Annotated in this window: 19 protein-coding genes; 14 read left to right on the top strand and 5 right to left on the bottom strand. The window is 54.0% G+C overall.

All coding sequences use genetic code 11. The features are described 5' to 3' along the window. The first annotated feature begins 6 nt into the window (after positions 1-6). The 6 genes from arsK to CU100_RS26195 all read left to right on the top strand — a co-directional run bounded on the left by arsK (position 7) and on the right by CU100_RS26195 (position 5,457). Positions 7-1,176 carry an arsenite efflux MFS transporter ArsK gene (arsK, locus tag CU100_RS26225; protein ID WP_146141905.1) on the top strand — a complete coding sequence of 390 codons (1,170 nt, stop codon included), beginning with the start codon at positions 7-9 and terminating at the stop codon, positions 1,174-1,176. Between the two features lie 160 nt (positions 1,177-1,336). Beyond that, on the top strand, positions 1,337-2,041 hold the full coding sequence (locus tag CU100_RS26220; RefSeq protein WP_106719581.1) for an HAD-IA family hydrolase: 705 nt from the start codon (positions 1,337-1,339) through the stop codon (positions 2,039-2,041). Between the two features lie 284 nt (positions 2,042-2,325). Beyond that, the gene (locus CU100_RS26215) at positions 2,326-2,529 is read left to right on the top strand and encodes a KH domain-containing protein (RefSeq protein ID WP_146141904.1); all 204 of its coding nucleotides are present in this window, start codon (positions 2,326-2,328) and stop codon (positions 2,527-2,529) included. A gap of 240 nt (positions 2,530-2,769) precedes the next feature. Continuing rightward, positions 2,770-3,756: a threonine ammonia-lyase gene (locus tag CU100_RS26205; protein ID WP_106719578.1), complete on the top strand. Its 987-nt coding sequence runs from the start codon at positions 2,770-2,772 to the stop codon at positions 3,754-3,756. Positions 3,757-3,802: 46 nt separating this feature from the next. Then, positions 3,803-5,014 (top strand): pyridoxal phosphate-dependent aminotransferase, encoded by a 1,212-nt coding sequence (locus CU100_RS26200; protein ID WP_106719577.1) that lies wholly within the window; start codon positions 3,803-3,805, stop codon positions 5,012-5,014. Beyond that, positions 5,011-5,457, top strand: coding sequence for a RidA family protein (locus CU100_RS26195; protein WP_106719576.1), 447 nt, complete (start codon positions 5,011-5,013; stop codon positions 5,455-5,457). The genes CU100_RS26200 and CU100_RS26195 overlap by 4 nt, the downstream gene beginning before the upstream one ends. A gap of 267 nt (positions 5,458-5,724) precedes the next feature. Here the strand turns inward: CU100_RS26195 and CU100_RS26190 are convergent, their stop codons facing one another. From CU100_RS26190 to CU100_RS26170, 5 genes are read right to left on the bottom strand one after another with little or no spacing between them, the layout of a single operon-like run. Beyond that, positions 5,725-6,105 (bottom strand): tautomerase family protein, encoded by a 381-nt coding sequence (locus tag CU100_RS26190; RefSeq protein WP_106719575.1) that lies wholly within the window; start codon positions 6,103-6,105, stop codon positions 5,725-5,727. Between the two features lie 24 nt (positions 6,106-6,129). Then, a complete protein-coding gene (locus CU100_RS26185) occupies positions 6,130-6,909 on the bottom strand; it encodes an ABC transporter permease (protein WP_106719574.1) in 780 nt (259 codons plus the stop codon). Next, entirely contained in the window at positions 6,906-7,763 is an 858-nt protein-coding gene (locus CU100_RS26180) for an ABC transporter permease (RefSeq protein WP_106719573.1), read from the bottom strand. The genes CU100_RS26185 and CU100_RS26180 overlap by 4 nt, the downstream gene beginning before the upstream one ends. A 25-nt stretch (positions 7,764-7,788) precedes the next feature. Then, positions 7,789-8,817 carry an extracellular solute-binding protein gene (locus CU100_RS26175; protein ID WP_146141903.1) on the bottom strand — a complete coding sequence of 343 codons (1,029 nt, stop codon included), beginning with the start codon at positions 8,815-8,817 and terminating at the stop codon, positions 7,789-7,791. A gap of 41 nt (positions 8,818-8,858) precedes the next feature. Further along, positions 8,859-9,836, bottom strand: coding sequence for an ABC transporter ATP-binding protein (locus CU100_RS26170; protein WP_106719571.1), 978 nt, complete (start codon positions 9,834-9,836; stop codon positions 8,859-8,861). Positions 9,837-10,686: 850 nt separating this feature from the next. Between CU100_RS26170 and CU100_RS26160 the strand changes: the two genes are divergently transcribed. The 8 genes from CU100_RS26160 (at position 10,687) to CU100_RS26125 (ending at position 18,101) form a co-directional block, all read left to right on the top strand. After that, entirely contained in the window at positions 10,687-11,430 is a 744-nt protein-coding gene (locus tag CU100_RS26160) for a transporter substrate-binding domain-containing protein (RefSeq protein ID WP_106719569.1), read from the top strand. Positions 11,431-11,475: 45 nt separating this feature from the next. Continuing rightward, positions 11,476-12,132 carry an ABC transporter permease subunit gene (locus CU100_RS26155; protein ID WP_106719568.1) on the top strand — a complete coding sequence of 219 codons (657 nt, stop codon included), beginning with the start codon at positions 11,476-11,478 and terminating at the stop codon, positions 12,130-12,132. Beyond that, positions 12,129-12,857, top strand: a complete 729-nt coding sequence (gene glnQ / locus CU100_RS26150; protein WP_106719567.1) for a glutamine ABC transporter ATP-binding protein GlnQ — start codon at positions 12,129-12,131, stop codon at positions 12,855-12,857. The genes CU100_RS26155 and glnQ overlap by 4 nt, the downstream gene beginning before the upstream one ends. Positions 12,858-12,917: 60 nt before the next feature. Then, positions 12,918-14,384, top strand: a complete 1,467-nt coding sequence (locus CU100_RS26145; protein ID WP_106719566.1) for an amidase — start codon at positions 12,918-12,920, stop codon at positions 14,382-14,384. 621 nt (positions 14,385-15,005) lie between these two features. Next, positions 15,006-15,788, top strand: coding sequence for an ABC transporter ATP-binding protein (locus CU100_RS26140; RefSeq protein WP_106719565.1), 783 nt, complete (start codon positions 15,006-15,008; stop codon positions 15,786-15,788). 31 nt (positions 15,789-15,819) lie between these two features. After that, on the top strand, positions 15,820-16,587 hold the full coding sequence (locus CU100_RS26135) for a transporter substrate-binding domain-containing protein (RefSeq protein WP_106719564.1): 768 nt from the start codon (positions 15,820-15,822) through the stop codon (positions 16,585-16,587). After that, positions 16,588-17,325 (top strand): ABC transporter permease, encoded by a 738-nt coding sequence (locus CU100_RS26130; RefSeq protein WP_106719563.1) that lies wholly within the window; start codon positions 16,588-16,590, stop codon positions 17,323-17,325. It begins immediately after the preceding gene. Next, positions 17,322-18,101 carry an ABC transporter permease gene (locus CU100_RS26125; RefSeq protein WP_106719562.1) on the top strand — a complete coding sequence of 260 codons (780 nt, stop codon included), beginning with the start codon at positions 17,322-17,324 and terminating at the stop codon, positions 18,099-18,101. Before CU100_RS26130 ends, CU100_RS26125 begins: the two co-directional genes overlap by 4 nt. The last annotated feature ends 102 nt before the right edge of the window (positions 18,102-18,203 follow it).

Genomic DNA, 18,203 nt, shown 5'->3' with positions numbered 1-18,203 from the left:
CATAAGGTGCCTACTAAGCTGATTGGCGCTCTGGGCCTCACCCAGATTGTCGGCTATGGAACGATGACCTATTCGTTCAGCATACTGGCTCCGGACATCGCACGCGACTTCGGTTTGCCTTTGGAGACGGTCTTCGGCCTTTATTCGATATGTCTGTTCTTCGGGAGTCTGCCGGCGCCATACATCGGCAAGGTCATGGATGCTTACGGCGCTGCGTTGGTGATGGCCGTCGGATCAACTATTGCCGCGATGACATTCATTATCGCTGCTAGTGGCTCGGTCGCAGGGTTTTTCGCAGCGCTCCTGCTGATGCAGTTGACTTCGAGCATGGTGCTCTACCAAGCCGCATTCCTCGCCCTAGTACAGGCACGTCCTCTGGGCGCAGGAAGAAGCATAACGTATCTGACGCTCGTCGCAGGATTTTCCTCGACCCTGTTCTGGCCGCTTTCTGCTTCGTTGCGCGAAAGCCTGAGCTGGCGCGAAATCTATGTCTCCTTTGCAATCATGAACCTCGCCATCTGCGCTCCCGTCCATGTCCTTGCAATCCGCACAAGAACTGATGAACGGCGATCGGTAAGCGATGTGGGAACTGTCCTCGTTCCCGGTCTTCTTGCTGGACGGGACCGGGGGCCCGCCCTTACGCTCGTCTCGCTTGCCTTCGCGTTGCAGACGTTCACGCTCTCGGCCGTCCTGACACATATGGTCCCGATGCTCGAAACCCTTGGCCTCGGCGCAAGTGCGGTTGTCGTAGGCGCTTTTTTTGGCCCATCGCAGGTCTTCAGCCGTGTCTTGAACATGGTCTTCGGCGCGCGAATGTCTCCTCTGATGCTCGCGACAGCGTCATGCGCCTCCATTGCCATAGGCAGCGCCGTCCTTGCCGTGACGAATGGCAATTTCATCGGTGCGATAATCTTTGCCATCTGCGCCGGGTTAGGATCGGGTACAAGCAGCATTGCGCAAGGCTCCCTGCCCCTCTGGCTGTTCGGATTCCAGCACTATGGATCGATAACTGGGAAAATCACGGCGGCAAGGCTGGCTTTTGGCGCCACCGCGCCGGTGGCCTTTTCCTACGGCATGGAACTCTTCGGGATACGTTGGTCCTTGGGGTTGAACATGATGCTCGGGATTGTTGGCGTTGCATTTTTTCTATCCGTTAGAAAGTTTGTTAGGCCATGAAAATCCGCGCTGGTGCCGCTCGCCTCCAATTTCACGTGACAAAAAGTTCCGCCAAAACCGCCAGTAAAAATCATCGTTTGCAGAAATAAAATGCACTGTTGACTCTGAATCGTTTATCGATTATCGCTAATTGCGGCTTAGCAATACCAAGGGGATATTCATGCTTCGACTGAAGGATTTTGACGCAGTTACGTTCGACGTCTATGGGACGCTGATCGATTGGGAACCATCAATCATCGCTTTCCTTGACGCCTGGGCCGAAAAAGAAGGAATCAAGACGCGTGGCGCAGAACTACTAATGGCATTCGACCGGGCACGCGCCGAAATCCAGAAGGAGCGCCCTGCGTATCTCTATCCCGACGTGTTGCGTAAGTGCTTCGACCGCATCGCCGTCGAGTTAGATCTTTCACCCGATCCTGTCCAGCGCGAGGCATTTTCGGCAACCCCGCACTTCTGGCCGGCATATTCCGACACCCACGACGGCCTCAAGATTCTGCAGCGGGCGGCAAAGGTTGGCGCACTCAGCAACATCGACAATGCCTCTCTCGCCAGCTCTTGCAAGAATATGAACTTCACCTTCGACCTCGTGGTTACTGCAGAACGCGTGGGTGCCTACAAACCCGACTGGCCACATTTCAACGCGGCGATTGCCGATCTGCAGGCGCAAGGAATTCCCAAGGAGCGCATTCTCCACGTCGGCCAGAGCCTGCGGGCGGACATAACGCCTGCCAACAAGCTCGGAATCAGGTGCGCATGGATCAACCGTCCAGACCGCCTTCTTGGCCTGTCGGGCGAAGGTGCTGCGGAAGCAAAACCTGATCTGACGCTTTCCAGTCTGGCGGAGCTTGTTGCCGCTATTTCATAAAGTCGCAAGTTGAGAGGAACATAATGAAAAACCCCAATAAGACTTGCAACCGCAAATCTCACTTCCTCTTGCGCGTCCACCGTCGCGCGATCGGAGCGATCGCCCGGTCATCGATCAGGGCGAACATCAATCTGTGACGAACACTTCATTGGCACCACGCTAAGGTGAGGACGTGGTTCTGCCTATCAACGGACTTGGAGCTTCAGGGCGGCTCCGGTATCATCAAGGGAACTGCAGTGGGAAATAATCTTAAACTCGCATCTCGTTTGCACCCGCGTCTCAGCATGGTCTCTCAACATTTCATGTTCCACCCGCATCTGAATATCCTCGACAGCAGTGGCCTCGCCGCAGTCTCCGTGCTTGAGCGGCGGCGTGCCAAAGCCTGGTCGATTTCCGAAGGCCGAGGCATTTCCGGCACAGCTTTCCCGCCGGCAGCAGCGTTTCGCAGTAACCAGGTCACCGGCGATGAACCCTATCGTTATTTTTGACGGGCCGACATCCGCGGTCCCCAATTCTCTGTGAAGTGCTGTCGGGGATAGTGGCACTCGCGAAAGAGAGCTTAGCAAGGGTCGTCGTAAAGCATGAAATGGCCTTTGCCAAGACAGTAACTGATCGCGACATAGTCACGGTACGAGGCGAGATCCTGGAGGCCGAACAATTCTTTACGACGCCGGCCACCGAACGCCCTCGCCTTTTCCTCTCCCAAATCCTGACACACTGAGGCTCATATGCTCGACAATATACCAACGGCAGACGACGTCCTGCTGGCTCGCAAGCGACTTGACGGCATTGCAATCGTCACGCCGCTCCTGCGCTCAGATGAACTCGACCGCAGGACACAGGGCAAGATTTTTGTGAAGTTCGAGAGCCTGCAGCACACCGGCGCGTTCAAATTTCGCGGTGCCTTTAACGCGCTTTCGCAGCTTGAGCGGGACAAATTTCCGGGCGGGGTCGTTGCCTATTCGACAGGTAATCACGGGCAGGCAATTGCTGCGGTCGGCAAGATGCTAGGCATCGAAACGAAGATCGTGATGCCTTTCGACGCTCCTGCTGTGAAGATCGCTAAAGCCCGCAAGCAGGGTGCGGAAGTGATTCTCTATGATAGGCACAAGGAAACTCGTGAATCGATCGCCGCGATCATCGCTGAAAGGTCGCCTGTGGCCATCATTCCGCCGGGAGACCATCCTCAGATCATCGCCGGCCAAGGTACGGTGGCGGTCGAGGCCTTATCTCAGATCGGCAATTCGAATATTGACGTTGTTATGGTGCCATGTGGCGGAGGTGGCCTCTCGGCGGGTACCTGCCTCGGCGTCGAGGCGTCAAAGTCCAAAGCGGAAGTTTGGGCCGCGGAACCCTCCGACTTCGATGATACGATGCGCTCCCTGCTAAGCGGAAATCGAGAGACGAACAGGGCACTGACGGGCTCAATCTGCGATGCGCTTCTAGCGCCGACACCGGCCGAGCTCCCATTCATCATCAACAAGAGCCGACTGTCGAGCGTGGTAACAGCAACAGATGAGGAGGTTTTGGCGGCGATGCGTTTCGCCTACGAGGAATTCCGCATTGTTGTCGAACCAGGCGGGGCAGTAGCGCTCGCCGCGCTTCTCTCAGATCCTTCCGGTGCAAAGGACCGCACGGTCATTGTGGTTGCCTCCGGTGGCAATGTTGACAACGGGGTCTTCATGCGCGCGCTTTCATCGCCGATTACCTCATAACCATTTTTGGAACCAAGTTCTCAAAGTCCAAGAGGAAGAATTCAAGATGTTGATCGAAGACAAGTTCATGACGTTGGCCACCGATAATGCACCTGGGCAAGAGATGCGCAGCAAGGCTGACAATATCACGCACCAGATGAAAGGTGGGACACTGATTGGAACGCCCGTGGATTTTTCCCACGGTGACGTTGACGCCTTTGAACCCACGCCTGGCTCCTTCGATGCCTTTGCTGACGGGGTGCATGCTGGCGGCAAGCAGGCCTACACCGAATATCGTGGCAGTGCCTCGATCCGCAGTGTCGTGGCCGGACGGGTGGGCGCTTTCACCGGTGCGCCGGTTGACGCCAACGAAGAGCTAATCATCACGCCCGGCACCCAGGGTGCCCTATTCCTTGCTGTTGCGGCGACGGTGACGAATGGCGACAAAGTCGCCATCGTCCAGCCGGACTATTTTGCTAACCGCAAGCTCGTCCAGTTCTTTGGCGGCGAAATGGTCCCCGTCATCCTTGGCTATGAGGGCAAGGACCATGATGCCGGGATCAATCTCAACGAGTTAGAGCAGGCTTTCGAAGCTGGCGCGAAAGTGTTTGTCTTTTCAAACCCGAACAACCCGACCGGGGTGGTTTATTCCAAAACCGAGATTGAAGCGATTGCAAAGCTCGCCAAAGCTTACGGCGCAACGGTGATTGTAGATCAGCTTTATTCTCGCCTGCGCTATGAAGGAACTTCATACACGCACCTTCGCGCGCTAAGCGAGAGACCCAACAACCTGATTACCATCATGGGGCCGTCGAAGTCCGAATCGCTAAGCGGCTACCGTCTCGGCGCTGCCTTTGGGAGCGCCCATCTGATCGAGCGAATGGAAAAGCTTCAAGCCATCGTTTCGCTGCGCGCATCGGGCTACAATCAGGCGGTACTCAATACCTGGTTCAATGAGCCGAGCGGCTGGATGGAGGAGCGGATTAGACTGCATCAAGCAATTCGCGATGACCTGGTATCAACCTTCCGCGGTGCCGGCCTGCCAGTGCGCGTGCCCCAGGCCGGCAGCTACCTTTTCCCGAAACTCCCCGCGCTGGAGGTCGGACCCCATGATTTCGTGAAGCTTCTGAGACATCAGACAGGCGTCATTGCGACGCCGGGTAGCGAGTTCGGCCCGCATTCCCTGGACAGCGTTCGTCTGAACTTCTCCCAGGATCACACTGCGGCTGTCGCAGCCGTCAAACGATTGGTTGAACTCGTCGAGCGTTACAAAAAATGAGCGCGCCAAACATCGACGCCAATACGCCACGCTCGCAGGGTCTCTATGACGTGGCCACACGGCGAAACGATATCATTTATGTCTCAGGAATGACGCCCCGAAAGGCCGGCGCGTTGATCCATACTGGTCAAATCGATCCTGATAAGTCCATCGATGAGTATAGCCAGGCCGTTCGGCAGGCAGCAGGCAACGCGCTTGCGGCTGCCGCGACACAACTCCGGGAGGGCGAAATAATCTGCGAAGTGGTCAGCTTGACGGTTTACGTCAACGCCCCAGTGGGTTTTAACGACCATTCCCGTATTGCAGATTTTGCTTCTGCATATTTCCGCGACAATCTCGGCCAGAAGGGCGTCGGTTCGAGGACAGCAATTGGAGTGAGTTCGTTGCCTTCGAACGCTCCAGTCGAGCTGCAGGTCATTGTGAGTGTTTGCCTTAGTGGCTAGTCTCCCTTCAAACGGGGGACCTTCTGTAAGGAGGTTTGAGTATCGCTCCCCTTTATCGACCTCTATCGAGACGGCCAAGACGATGCAACTACTGGATTTCACGAATGCTTCAAGCGAAAAGGTTGCACGACGATAAATAGTGGCGCTCGCCGGAAAACTAACCTTGATGAGGGGTGCGTGGACGAAGATCGCACCTGGGTCTCGGTTCATTATCCCACCAGCTCTAGATGACAAATTCATCCAATGAGGTGCCGCCCTGCCGTCTTCTTAAGCGGCGCTGTCGACCTCAGATCCCGGTATTCCGCCCCGTATACCCCAATTATCGCACGGCATTTCTACCAAGATTACCTTAATTTCTTCCTTGGGCAGACCAAACGCTGTTAACTCGTTGATGACCTCAGTGTAGAGCCGCCGTTTCGTAGCTAATTCCCGGCCACTATAAAGTAGAATCTCAATGCGAGTATATTTTTCTCGGTCATGGCCCGACGGCACAATGCGATTCTCGGACTCGATAAATTCAGCGATAATATCGCGATCGTCCTCAGGGACTTCAAGCCCGGTGACAATAGACCGCTGCAGGGCCTCCAGCAGCGCCTGCGATCGCGATTTCGCCCAGGTGCCCGTTATCAATTTAGTGCTCGGCATCATTTACCTCCGTGAATTGCTTTACCGTCAAACGGTTTGAACCGATCGCTTCATGATCAGAGTCGCGCCCGCCAGGGAAGCAACGGTGAATGCAATCAAGAGGGTTGCAACTGCGGTGATGGTTGGTGATATTTCCAAGATCAGTTCGCTGAACATCTGTTTTGGAACAGTGTTGTAGGTCCCTGCGATGAAGGATGTAACAACGACTTCATCGAAACTATGAACGAATGCAAAGACCCAAGCAGCAAACAGGTTGGGCCCAAGTTGCGGTAACACGACCCGACGCATCGTGGTGTACCATGATGCCCCCATGGTCCACGATACCTGTTCCTGACGTAAATCGAACGAGCGAAATGCAACGTTCATGACGACCATCACGTAGGGGACTAGTAAGATCGTGTGCGCCATCACCAAGCCGATTAACGTGCCAAGTAGGCCGATTTTTGCAAAGGCGATATAGAGGGCTACGGCAGTGATGATCGTGGGCAGTATCATTGGAGCCATAAAATTGCTCTCAATAATGCCTCGTTGCATGATGCGGCGCCTGCAGAGCCCATAAGAAGCCATTGACCCGAGAAGAAGTCCCAATGTCGATGAAATCAATGCAAGGACAGCTGATGTGATCGTTGCAGAAACCCAAACCGAACTACCAAAGAACGAGCTATACCATCGCAACGACAGTCCCGGAGGAGGAAAGCTCATCGAACTAGCTGAAGAGAAAGACATCGGGATAACGATGATCACGGGCAGGATCAGAAAGCCCAGAGTGACGATCGCAACCGTTCGTACAGCGTAGTTTGGGGTCATAGCTCATCTCCAGTTCTGTTTTCTAGGCGTCTATAGATCGCGAAAAGGCCAAGAGTTACGAATAGAAGAATGACCGCGATAGCGCTTGCTAACTCCCATCTCGGGACAGTGTTTATATACGTCTCGATGACGTTAGACATCATGGGCACACGGCCACCACCCAGAATAGCCGGAGTGATGTAGAAGCCGATGCTAACGATCGTGACCAGCATAATGCCGGCTAGATATGCTTTTAACGTTTGCGGGAAAAACACCCTCCAGAAGATCACCCGTTTTGATGCTCCGAGAGAAGCTGCGGCCTGCATGTGGCGTTGGTCGACCCGGATTAATGCAGCGTAAAGCGGCAATACCAGGAGTGGAAGCTGGATATTGGCCATGCCAATTGTCACGCCGAGATCATTATAAAGGAAGCTGATTGGTGCGGCAGTAAGCCCTAAGGACTGAAGAGTCTTATTTACAATCCCGGCGTTACCGAGAACGACGATCCATGCGTAGGTACGGACGAGGACACTGATCCAAAATGGCAGAACGACAAGCGCAAGCGCGATCATTCTGCCGGTTTTGGGTAGTGTGGAAATCCAGTACGCAAGAATGTACCCGGCGATCGCAACGATCACCGTTGTCATTACGGTTATTCGGAGGGTGTTCAATGCTACTTTTGCGAAAACCGGCGTGGTCACCAACTCGTAAAAGTTGTCGAGTGAGTATCCGTCCGCACTCGAGATGCTATAGTTGAAAATCGTGACTATCGGAATGTCGAACCCGATGACCACTAGGATGAGAAGCGGCAGGATGAAAAAAACTGCTCCCCAGGATTTTCGTCTGTAGGTCTGCGTATGCGATACGGTAGCCATTGATGCACCCTCCCACCAAATCGCATTAACGATTTAGCGCAAATTCCTGCCAACGCGTTTGAACGGTCGCTGCATTGTCCAACCACCATGCCTGGTCACTGAAATGCTGCACCTGCTTGTTCGAAGCAGTCGTCGGGAACGACGGCAACTGTTCAGCCGTGAGGAGCTTTTCGAAATCAGGCGAATTGCCAGAGTATGGGAGCACCTTTGCGGCAATTAACTGGTTTGCCGGATCCGTCGTTTCGTGAAGGAATTTATACGCAGCTTCCACGCTTTCAGGAGGTGAACCCTTTACAACCGTGAGATACCCAATGCTGAGATTCGCTTGATTGTAGGTAAAATCGATGCCCTCTTGACCGACAACCCGACCTGAGTACGCATTCGCGTATTGGACTTCGTTATCCCGAAGGAGTTGTGGCGGCTGTGCCCCGGCTTTCCACCAAACCGAAACGCTCGACTTGATCTCTTCGAGTTTTTGAAAGGCCAGATCCACGTCGAGCGGAAACAATTTGCCGATTGGGACGCCAGCTGCTAACAAAGCGGCCGGTAGAGCGTAGACCGGATCGTCGGCCAACGCGCGCTTGCCTGGGTAGTCTTTCGGATTGAAGAAATCCGCCCATGTCTTGAGCGGCTTTTCACCTTTTCGCCAGCACATGAGCGTTGAATAATACTGATATCCCATCCCATAATCGTCACGAGCTTCGGGAAACATAGGGAGGGGAGCAATTTTCTCCCAATCCAGTTTTTCGAGAAGACCAAGGGCTTTCGCCTGCTGCAGGGATGCAGTACCAAGCTCGTACAAGGTTACGGAGGAATCTTTACTCTCTACGAGCGCACGCAGTTTACCGAAAGGATTTGGACTTTCGCGAACCACGTTGATACCGGTCTTGGCCGTGAACGCTTTACTATAAGCCGCGTCGATCGCGTCGCCATTAAGACCGCCGCCTTCGATCAAGCGCAATTCATCGACTGCGGCGTTTGCGCCGGTCACTTTATGCGCCAAAGTTGCAACAGCCGCCGCAACCACCATTTTATTGAAACTTCTTCTGTGCATGTAATTCCCCTTTTCTTTTGTTGAATGTTTGATCAATATGCTTAGTCGATTGGCCAGACATCCTCCTCGGTCCAAGATACGTTAACAGCAGAACCAAGAGCGAATTTTGGTCCGACAAATGGCCGCACCGCGATGAAGGAGGTGCCGTCAGCGGCGGAGAGATAATATCTTACCGTTTGGCCTAGATAGACGAGGTCGCTTACCACGGTAGCCACCCCTTTATTAGTCCCAGCTGAGGTGCGCAGGAGCAGACGTTCGGGACGCAATATGCCTTTCCTGCTGCTACCGTCCGACACTGATACGATGTTGGCGGTACCGAGGAACTCGGCAACGAAGCGGTTAGCGGGTTGAAGATAGGCGATTTCCGGCGTTGCAATTTGCTGGACCTTGCCTTCGTTCAGAATCATCACCCTATCTCCCATAGACAGGGCCTCTTCCTGGTCATGGGTGACCAGCAGCGTCGTAATTCCAAGACGGCGCTGCAACTGCTTGAGTTCGACCTGAAGCTCTTCCCTGAGTTTTTTGTCGAGCGCCCCCAAGGGTTCATCGAGCAGCAGGATGTTGGGCTGGAACACGATTGCTCGCGCTAACGCTACTCGCTGTTGCTGACCCCCCGACAGTTGCGACGGCTTCCGGCTTGAGAGAGCGCCCAGTTGCATCATCTGCAAAACTCGGCCAACGGCTTCGTCTTTCTTACTGCGAGACCATTTACGAACTTCCAAAGGAAAGGCAACATTCTCAGCGACAGTCATATGGGGAAAAAGCGCGTATGACTGAAACACGAGCCCAATATTCCTTCCTTGCGGAGGCGTGTAGGTGACGTCTTGGCTGCCAATGTGCATTTGGCCGCCGGTTGGACCCGAGAGCCCCGCGATCAAGGCCAGTAACGTGGTTTTGCCCGAACCGCTTGGCCCGAGGATCGTGAGGAATTCACCATTAACCACATGGAGGTCTACGTCGGCGACTGCCGTGAATATACCATAGTCCTTACGAATTTTGCTCAGTCGAATGTCGCTCATCAGTTTACCGTACGAGTCGACAAATAAAATGATTGCTCGCTAAACCCCAGCATCCGTTAGTCCCCTTCAAAGACGCGACTGTCAGTTCGACGTTATTAGTATTAGCGATAATCGTTAATCGGTACGGTGTCAACAGATTGACGGCTGGCGTCCTGAATCAGGTCCGCGACAAGGAGGTTGCAAATCGCTGTTGATTGCCACCGAGAATTGGCTCTGATGCACTTTGTTGAAGCTACATTCATAAGTCGCGGCTATCTATCGGGGCCTGCGGCAGATCGAACTTTGCGAGACCGTACATCTGACGCCTGATAAGTTTTCCGGAACTGGATGTCGCCCACACAACCGCCAGTGGTTTTCAATCCAGCTCGAACAGGGCGGCAAAGCTTGATGCCTGGCTAGAAACGCGAAGAAAAGCCTGGTTAATCGTTGACGTGTCGAAAGGGACATCGCCGTCGGAAACGCTATCATCTCTGTCTGATCGAATGGTCAAATCGGAGGTTAGATACCGACTGTTCACTTCGATCGTCACCACCAAACCCTTCGGATCTCGCCAAGTGATCGCGTGCGAGATAGTGGATGATCGTCTCGAGCCGTTGCGTGCGCCGCCCAAAGCGAGCCAGTCATGAGGTCTGACTGACGTCTCGAAGTAAATCTCACCGTATGTCTTGCCCTCCAACATCAACACTTGACATGCCAAATTTAGCGATTATCGTTAATATCAGCATCGCTAAACGATGCGGCGACGAGAAACCAGGCGCTGCGATATCGACGTTTTGGCGCTTGCGTGAGGCCGCAACTCTGTTCCGGCAGAGGCGAGCACCCCTCCAACATGAAAACAAAGGGAACTACTATGAAAAAACGCATCTTCTTTGCTTCGGCTCTCGCGGCCGCAATTTTTGCTGGCTCCGTTTTTGCCGCCGATCAACCCGTAACCGTCGGACTTGAGCCCGCAAACAAACCCTTCATCTTCAACTCGGGAGGAGAATATACAGGGTTTTCTTACGATCTCTGGGTGGAGATCGCCAAGGAAGCAGGACTGAAATTTGAAGCGAGGTCCATGGATTTCTCGGCTCTCATTCCAGCTCTCCAGACCAAGAACATCGATGTCGGCTTTTCCAGCATCTTCATCACCGCGAAGCGCAAGGAAGTCGTGGATTTCTCCGATCCGTATTACATGGCGGGAACTGGGGCGCTCGTCTCGGAAACAAGCGCTATCAAGACTCTGGCAGACCTCAACGCGAAACATGTGGCGGCCATGACGGGCTCGGCACAGGTGGCATGGATCAAGGCTAATCTCCCGTCGGCTGAACTAACGCAGTTTCAGAACGCCACCGACGCATTTCTGGCCTTGCAGGCGGGCCGGGTCGACGCCGTCCTCTACGATTATCCAACCCTGGCATACTACGCCCTGACCGAAGGTAAGAGGAAGGCGCGGCTTCTGGATGAGCATGCAGGCGAAGACTATCCGGTTGGCTTTGCCCTCCAAAAAGGGAGCTCTCTCGTCGAACCGATTAACAACGCGTTGAAGAAGATCCGCCTTGACGGCCGGTACGACGCGTTGTCACGCAAGTGGTTTGGGAAGACAGGGTCTTAAAGCCCCCCTCTCCACATCATAGCACTCCAACGAAAGAGCGCACACATGACCTTCGATTGGTCTGCATTTTTTGAGTCCTTCCCAGGTCTGCTCTATGGAGCGAGGGTGACGCTTTTCGTTACCCTTGTTTCCCTACCCGCAGGGCTGCTCCTGGGCGCGATGGTGGGCGTTATCCTGACATATGCGCCCACGCCCATAGCCAGCATTGCACAGGTTTACGTGGGTCTGATCCGCGGTACGCCCATGGTTGTCCAAATCATGTTCATCTTCTTTGGGCTCCCTGCTTTAATGGATGTGCGCTTGGATGGCCTGACCGCCGGCATTGTGGCACTGGTCATCAACTCATCCGCTTATCTGGCTGAAATCGTACGAGGAGGCTTGCTCGCCGTTCCGCGCGGCCTTCAAGAAGCGGGACTGGCGATGGGCCTGCGTTTTGGACAAGTAATCAGATACATCGTGGGTCCCGTGGCGTTTCGCCGTATGATCCCTGCGCTTGGTAACCAGTTCGTGATCGGTCTCAAGGACTCGTCATTGTTGATCGTCATCGGCGTCGGCGAACTGACCAGAACCGGCCAGGAAATTATGACCGACACGTACCGCGCGGTCGAAGTGTGGTTTGCCGTCGCCATAATTTATTTGGCAATGATCAGCCTCATGGCTAGCCTATTGAAATCGCTAGAAAAACACGTGAGGATTGCATGAGCATCATTGAGATTACCGGCGTCGTCAAACGGTACGGCAGCGTTGATGTCCTCAAACATATCGATCTATCGATCGCTTCCCAAGAAATAGTTTTTCTGATTGGTCCTTCCGGATCCGGGAAGTCAACACTGCTTCGGTGTATCAACGCACTGGAGACGGTCAGCGAAGGCGATATCGTGGTTGACGGTCTCAGCGTACGCGGTGGCAAAGCAGAAGTACGGAAGATCCGGTTGGAAGCCGGCATGGTGTTCCAGCAGTTTAACCTTTTCCCCCACTTGACCGCGCTTGAAAATGTAATGTTTGGCCCCCTCAGGGTTAGGGGGGTGAGTTGGAGGGACGCGGCGGAGATCGCAGAGGCGCTTCTCATCAAGGTTGGGCTGAAGGAGCGCATGAGGGCGTATCCGAGCGAACTTTCCGGAGGTCAGCAACAACGAACTGCAATCGCGCGCTCCCTTGCAGTCAAACCGAGACTAATGCTCTTCGATGAGCCAACCTCGGCGCTGGATCCGGAACTTCGTTTCGAGGTTCTTCAGGTTATGAGACAATTGGCCGAAGAAGGTATGACGATGGTCATCGTCACCCATGAAATCCGATTCGCCCGAGACGTGGGTTCTCGCCTACTTTTTCTGGATGGCGGACGAATCATGCATGACGGAAAACCAGATCAACTTTTGAGCGATCCGCCTAGTGAAAGGCTACGCACGTTCTTGCAACACGTAGCGTAGGTCGATGCCCATATTCCGCTGGCGATATGTTTAGTTCATTTGAAAGTGAAAGAGTGAATAATGGATAACGGCGGCAAGAATGGCGATGATCTATGTTTTTTGCCGGTATCGCGGCTTAGCGAAATGAGAGCGACGGGGAAGATCTCGACTGCGGAAATTACCGAGGCTTATCTATCGCGGATCGCAAAATTCGATAGCAAGCTCAATGCGTACGTTGAGGTTTATGCGAAGGAGGCGAGGCTTGCGGCAACAAGCCTAGACGCAGGCAGGGATACGCGAAATGATGGTGGACTAGCCTGCGGCATCCCCATCGCTCTGAAGGATCTGCTCGAAGTCGACGGCAAGATCACGACGGCAGGATCAGCGCATTTTCGAGGTCGTCGCTCTTGCGTTACTGCGAGTCTTGCCAGGCGGCTTATCTCCAGCGGATCAATCATTCTCGGCAAAACACAGACGGTTGAATTTGCTTACAGCGGCTGGGGCATCAACCCTCAAATGGGTACTCCGTGGAACCCATGGGACGAGGACATTCAGAGGATCCCAGGTGGTTCAAGTAGCGGCTCGGCGGTCGCCGTTTCAGGCAGTCTCGCACCTTGGGCGATCGGAACAGATACCGGTGGCTCTGTACGGCTGCCGGCTTCATTTTGCGGCGTCACGGCGTTGAAGACAACTGCTGATCAAATAGCGACCGACGGAATAATTCCTCTTAGTAAGACTTTTGATACGCCAGGGCCGATCACAAGATCGGTCCTTGACGCGGCTATACTCTACAACGTGATGCTAGGTTCAGAGTCTCAATTCGCCTTTGGATCAGGCACCGTAATTGGCATATCGCGCGCATTGGAAGGCGGAGTTCTTGGCCTCAAGCTCGGGTCCCTCCCGAAAGCGGAAAGGGAGGGCGTCGAAGCCGACGTTCTTGAAGCCTACGACCGCTCATTGGAGACCTTAAGCAACCTGGGCGCGGAGATTGTGGAGACCAACCTTCCATTCCGGTTCCAAGACTGCTTCGGGCCTCACATGTCGATTGTCAACTCAGAGGCCTATGCCTATTTCCGTGATGTGATCGATGACGGGTCTTCGTTGCTTGACGAGAGTGTAAGAGAGGGCATTTCAGCGGGGCGCACCATTTCTCCACAACAGTACTCGGACGCCTTCGAACAAATAAGCAGGTTCAAGGCCCAAATCTCCGGAGCGCTCGTTAATGTCGATGCGTTGCTGACACCGACGACACTATCCGTAGCCCTTCCGGTCGAAGGGCTCGATCGAAGCAGGCCGCCTTCGCGTTTCACTCGATTTGTTAATACCCTTGGAATGTGTGGTCTCGCACTGCCAAACGGGAAGAACGCCGAGGATCTTCCGACATCACTTCAGATTGTGTGCAGAGAGCATCAGGAACGGTTGGCCTTACGAATTGGCCTTGCGTTCCAGCAAGCAACCAGCTGGCATTTGCGCCGCCCGACGATGTTTCTCGACGCGGACAGCAACAGCCAAGGGGTTCGGCAACTTGACCGCCGTGTCAGGAATTAGCCCAGTGCTGGACGGCATGCTGATAGTGACCGATCAAGCGAGGGCCGGTCGGCCTATGTTTTGAACGATGGCCAGTCAGTGCGCAAGCATGTTGAACCCACTTGCCGCTGCTCACAGACTGCAAATGCGAAATTAAATGATCGCCTGCGTTCTTCAGATAACAGTCTTCATGGATGTGAACTCTGCTTCGAGGTCACTCCGCCTACCGCGCTTACCAGTTAGGACTCGATGGGTCAGTGTCTGCGCCGCTATTGGCCACTAAATTCTTCAAACGATGTACCAATGAAAATTCAAACTGAGATGCCGTGATGGAGGTAGTTGACAGGCAATCGATTAACGATTATCGATAGAATCGGACGCACATTGGAGGCTATGAAAGTACTCGATTACCTGACGCAACAAGTTATCGAAGGTCGCTTTCAAGGTGTGGTTTCATCTCGTTAATTGCGCCTTCGTGTCAACAATGCGGAGCTTACGTCGTGGCCTCGTTCCGGCAACATATCAATTCTTTTTGGCTGAGCATGGAATTCGAACAGCGATAATCGGCGACCGTGCGCAAACCTCGTAATACGATGCGGCATCCTTGCCGGATAAGTCAGATCAAAGAAGTGGCGGGAACGTATGTTAAATAAACCATTACTAACCCAAGAAACGCCAGTCGCCATTCAAGTAAGCGATTTGAAAAAAAATTTCGGTGAGCACAGAGTGCTGAAGGGCGTGTCCCTAACCGCCCGAGTTGGTGATGTCGTTGCAATCATAGGCGGTTCAGGGTCGGGAAAGTCTACTATGCTTCGCTGCATAAACTTTCTTGAAGCGCCCTCGGGTGGTGAGATCAGGATTGGTGACGAAGCGGTACGGATGAGGCCCGACGGTGCGCCCTCGGACCGGCGGCAGTTGGAACGGCTGCGGCAATCCCTGGGAATGGTGTTTCAAGACTTTAACCTATGGACACACAAGACGGTTCTGGAGAACCTGATTGAGGTGCCGGTCCACGTACTGAAAATTCCGAAAGATCAGGCGATTGAGCGCGCTAGAGAGACTCTGAAACGCGTTGGTCTGGCCGAAAAGGAAGGTGCGTATCCGGCATTTATGTCTGGCGGCCAGCAGCAGCGCGCCGCGATTGCCCGTGCATTGTGCGTCGAACCCAAAGCGATGTTGTTTGACGAGCCCACCTCGGCGCTTGATCCGGAACTGGTTGGCGAGGTGTTGCAGGTCATTCGCAGTTTGGCCGATGAAGGCCGCACCATGGTTCTTGTTACGCATGAAATGCGTTTCGCCCGCGAAGTCGCGAGCCATGTCATCTACCTGCACAACGGCATCATCGAAGAGGAAGGACCGCCCGAACAGTTGTTCGGTGCACCCAAATCGCCACGACTCCAACAGTTTCTAAGGAGCCTCGGCTGATAATGGCCGGGCATTTAAAGGGGAGAGAACTATGAAAAAACTAATTCTCGCAGCCGTCGCCTCACTGGTGATGGGGACTGCAGCGCCGGCCGACCCCATCAAGATCGGTAATGAAAATGGACAATACCCGCCCTTTTCTTCGCAGGATTCTAGCGGCAAGTGGGTCGGTTGGGAAATCGACTTGATCAATGCGATCTGTGCCCAAGCGAAGCTGGAATGCGTTCTAACGCCGACTTCGTGGGATGGCATTATCCCGGCGCTAACATCTGGTCAGATTGACGTAATCATGGCGTCCATGTCGATCACCCCAGAGCGTCAAAAGATCATTGATTTTTCTGATAAATATTATGCTGCGCCTACGATGGTAGCGGTCGCAAAAGACTCGTCCATTACTCCCGATGAAGCGGGGCTGACCGGCAAGGTAATCGGCGCACAGGTATCGACAGTCAATGAGCAGTATGTACAGACGCATTTCGCCGCGGGCGCTGCTGAGGTCAAGACTTATCAGACCGAAGATGAAGCTTATCAGGATCTGGCTGCGGGCCGGTTGGACGCCGTGATAGCCAATGCCATTCAGTTGCAGGCCTTCTTGGATAGCGGTACCGGTCGGGAATGCTGTAAGTCGGCTGGGCTGGTGGCTCCTGATCCGGAGGTTCTGGGTCTCGGTGTAGGACTTGGTGTCCGCAAAGGCGATCCCCTGAAACAGCCTCTGAATGCCGCGATAAAGGCGATCCGCGCTGATGGGACGTATGATGCGATCACCAAGAAGTACTTTAATTTTAATATATACGGTGACTAAATGATCTGCCCCTCCGCTTCACAACTTTCCTCCCTGGCGCTGTTGGGATTCGGCGATTGTGGCTGGGGGGCAGTCCTTTTGGCTGGGTTTGTCAACTCTCTACTGATCGCGATCGGTGCTTATGCATTGGGCTTTATCATCGGGATAACAGGTGCCTTCGGAAAGTTGTATGGCGGCCCCGTCGGCCGCGATCTTTGGGCGTCCTACACCACACTGGTGCGGGCAGTCCCTGAGTTGGTCCTAATCCTGATATTGTATTACGCCGTGCCGGGGCTCATTAATGAGATGCTTGTCTCGATCGGGCATGGCCGTATCGACTTGCCGCAATTTGTCACCGGTATAATTGTCCTGTCTGTTGTGCAGGGGGCATATCAGACCGAAGTGCTACGTGGCGCGATCATTGCGGTTCCACAAGGCCAGATCCAAGCGGCGCGCGCGATGGGCATGTCGCCAGCACAGGTCGCACGTCGGGTGATCTTTCCGTTGATGACAGCGAACGCGGTGCCTGGTTTAGGCAATCAGTGGCTGAATGCAACCAAAGACACCGCGCTGCTGGCAGTCATCGGGTTCGCTGAACTGAGCAAAGCCACCTATTTAGCAAGCTCCGCAACGAAAGCATTTTTCACCTTCTATTCGGCGTCCATGTTGCTTTACTTGATCATGTCCTTGATTTCGATCTACTTTTTCGGGCGGATTGAAAAATGGGCCCGTAAGGGTCAACGGAGTTCCGCCAGATGACGAAGTCACTGCTTAAACCGCATCGGGTCGTGTTGATTTTCCTCTGCGTTGCTATAATCGCCTATTGTATACTCGCGCTGAACTGGTCCTGGCTGGCAGATCCGGAATATCAGATGCTGATTGTAAAGGGCGTCTGGTGGGCGATCTGGCTAACAGCGTTGACCATGGGCGTCGGGATGATGCTGGCGCTTCCCATCGGTCTGGCACAGGCTGCAGGCCCATGGTACCTCTCCTGGCCTTCGCGGATATTTTGCACAGTTATTCGCGGTACACCGCTCTTGATGCAGATATGGTTGATCTATTACGGGGTCGGCTCGCTATTTCCTTCAGTCCCGTGGATACGCGATTCCTCACTATGGCCACTCTTGCGGCAAGGTTGGCCCTACGCTGTTCTAGCATTGACCCTCTCAGCGGCTGGCTATGAAGCTGAAGTTATGCGCGGCGCTTTCCGCAGCGTGCCGCATGGCCAACTGGAAGCTGCCAAGGCAATGGGTATGCCGCGATTTGCCATACTTTATCGTATTTGGATGCCGCAAGCTTTGCGGCGTGCACTCACAACCATCGGCGGCGATACGGTGCTCCAACTGAAAGCTACCCCGCTTGTGTCGACCGTTACGATCATGGAGCTTTACGGAGCAATCAGAAAAATCAGGAGTGACACATTGATCATCTATGAACCGCTTCTGCTGCTCGCAGTGATCTATATGGCGATGACCGGGGTTATCGTGATGTTTTTCCGTTGGCTTGAAAGGCAAACGCCGGTGCGCCTTGCCTAGGCAGGCTTCGGTTGTAGGTATGCAAAACAGCCGTGAATTACGCACATTGGCCATAGGGGGTTCAGGCTGGTCTGTGGCGTTGGGTACGCTTCGAAGAGGCCG

The organism is Phyllobacterium endophyticum, from assembly GCF_003010935.1.
GTDB lineage: Bacteria > Pseudomonadota > Alphaproteobacteria > Rhizobiales > Rhizobiaceae > Phyllobacterium > Phyllobacterium endophyticum.
Note: the sequence above shows the minus strand (reverse complement) of the source record. Positions and strands in the feature narration are given on the sequence as shown.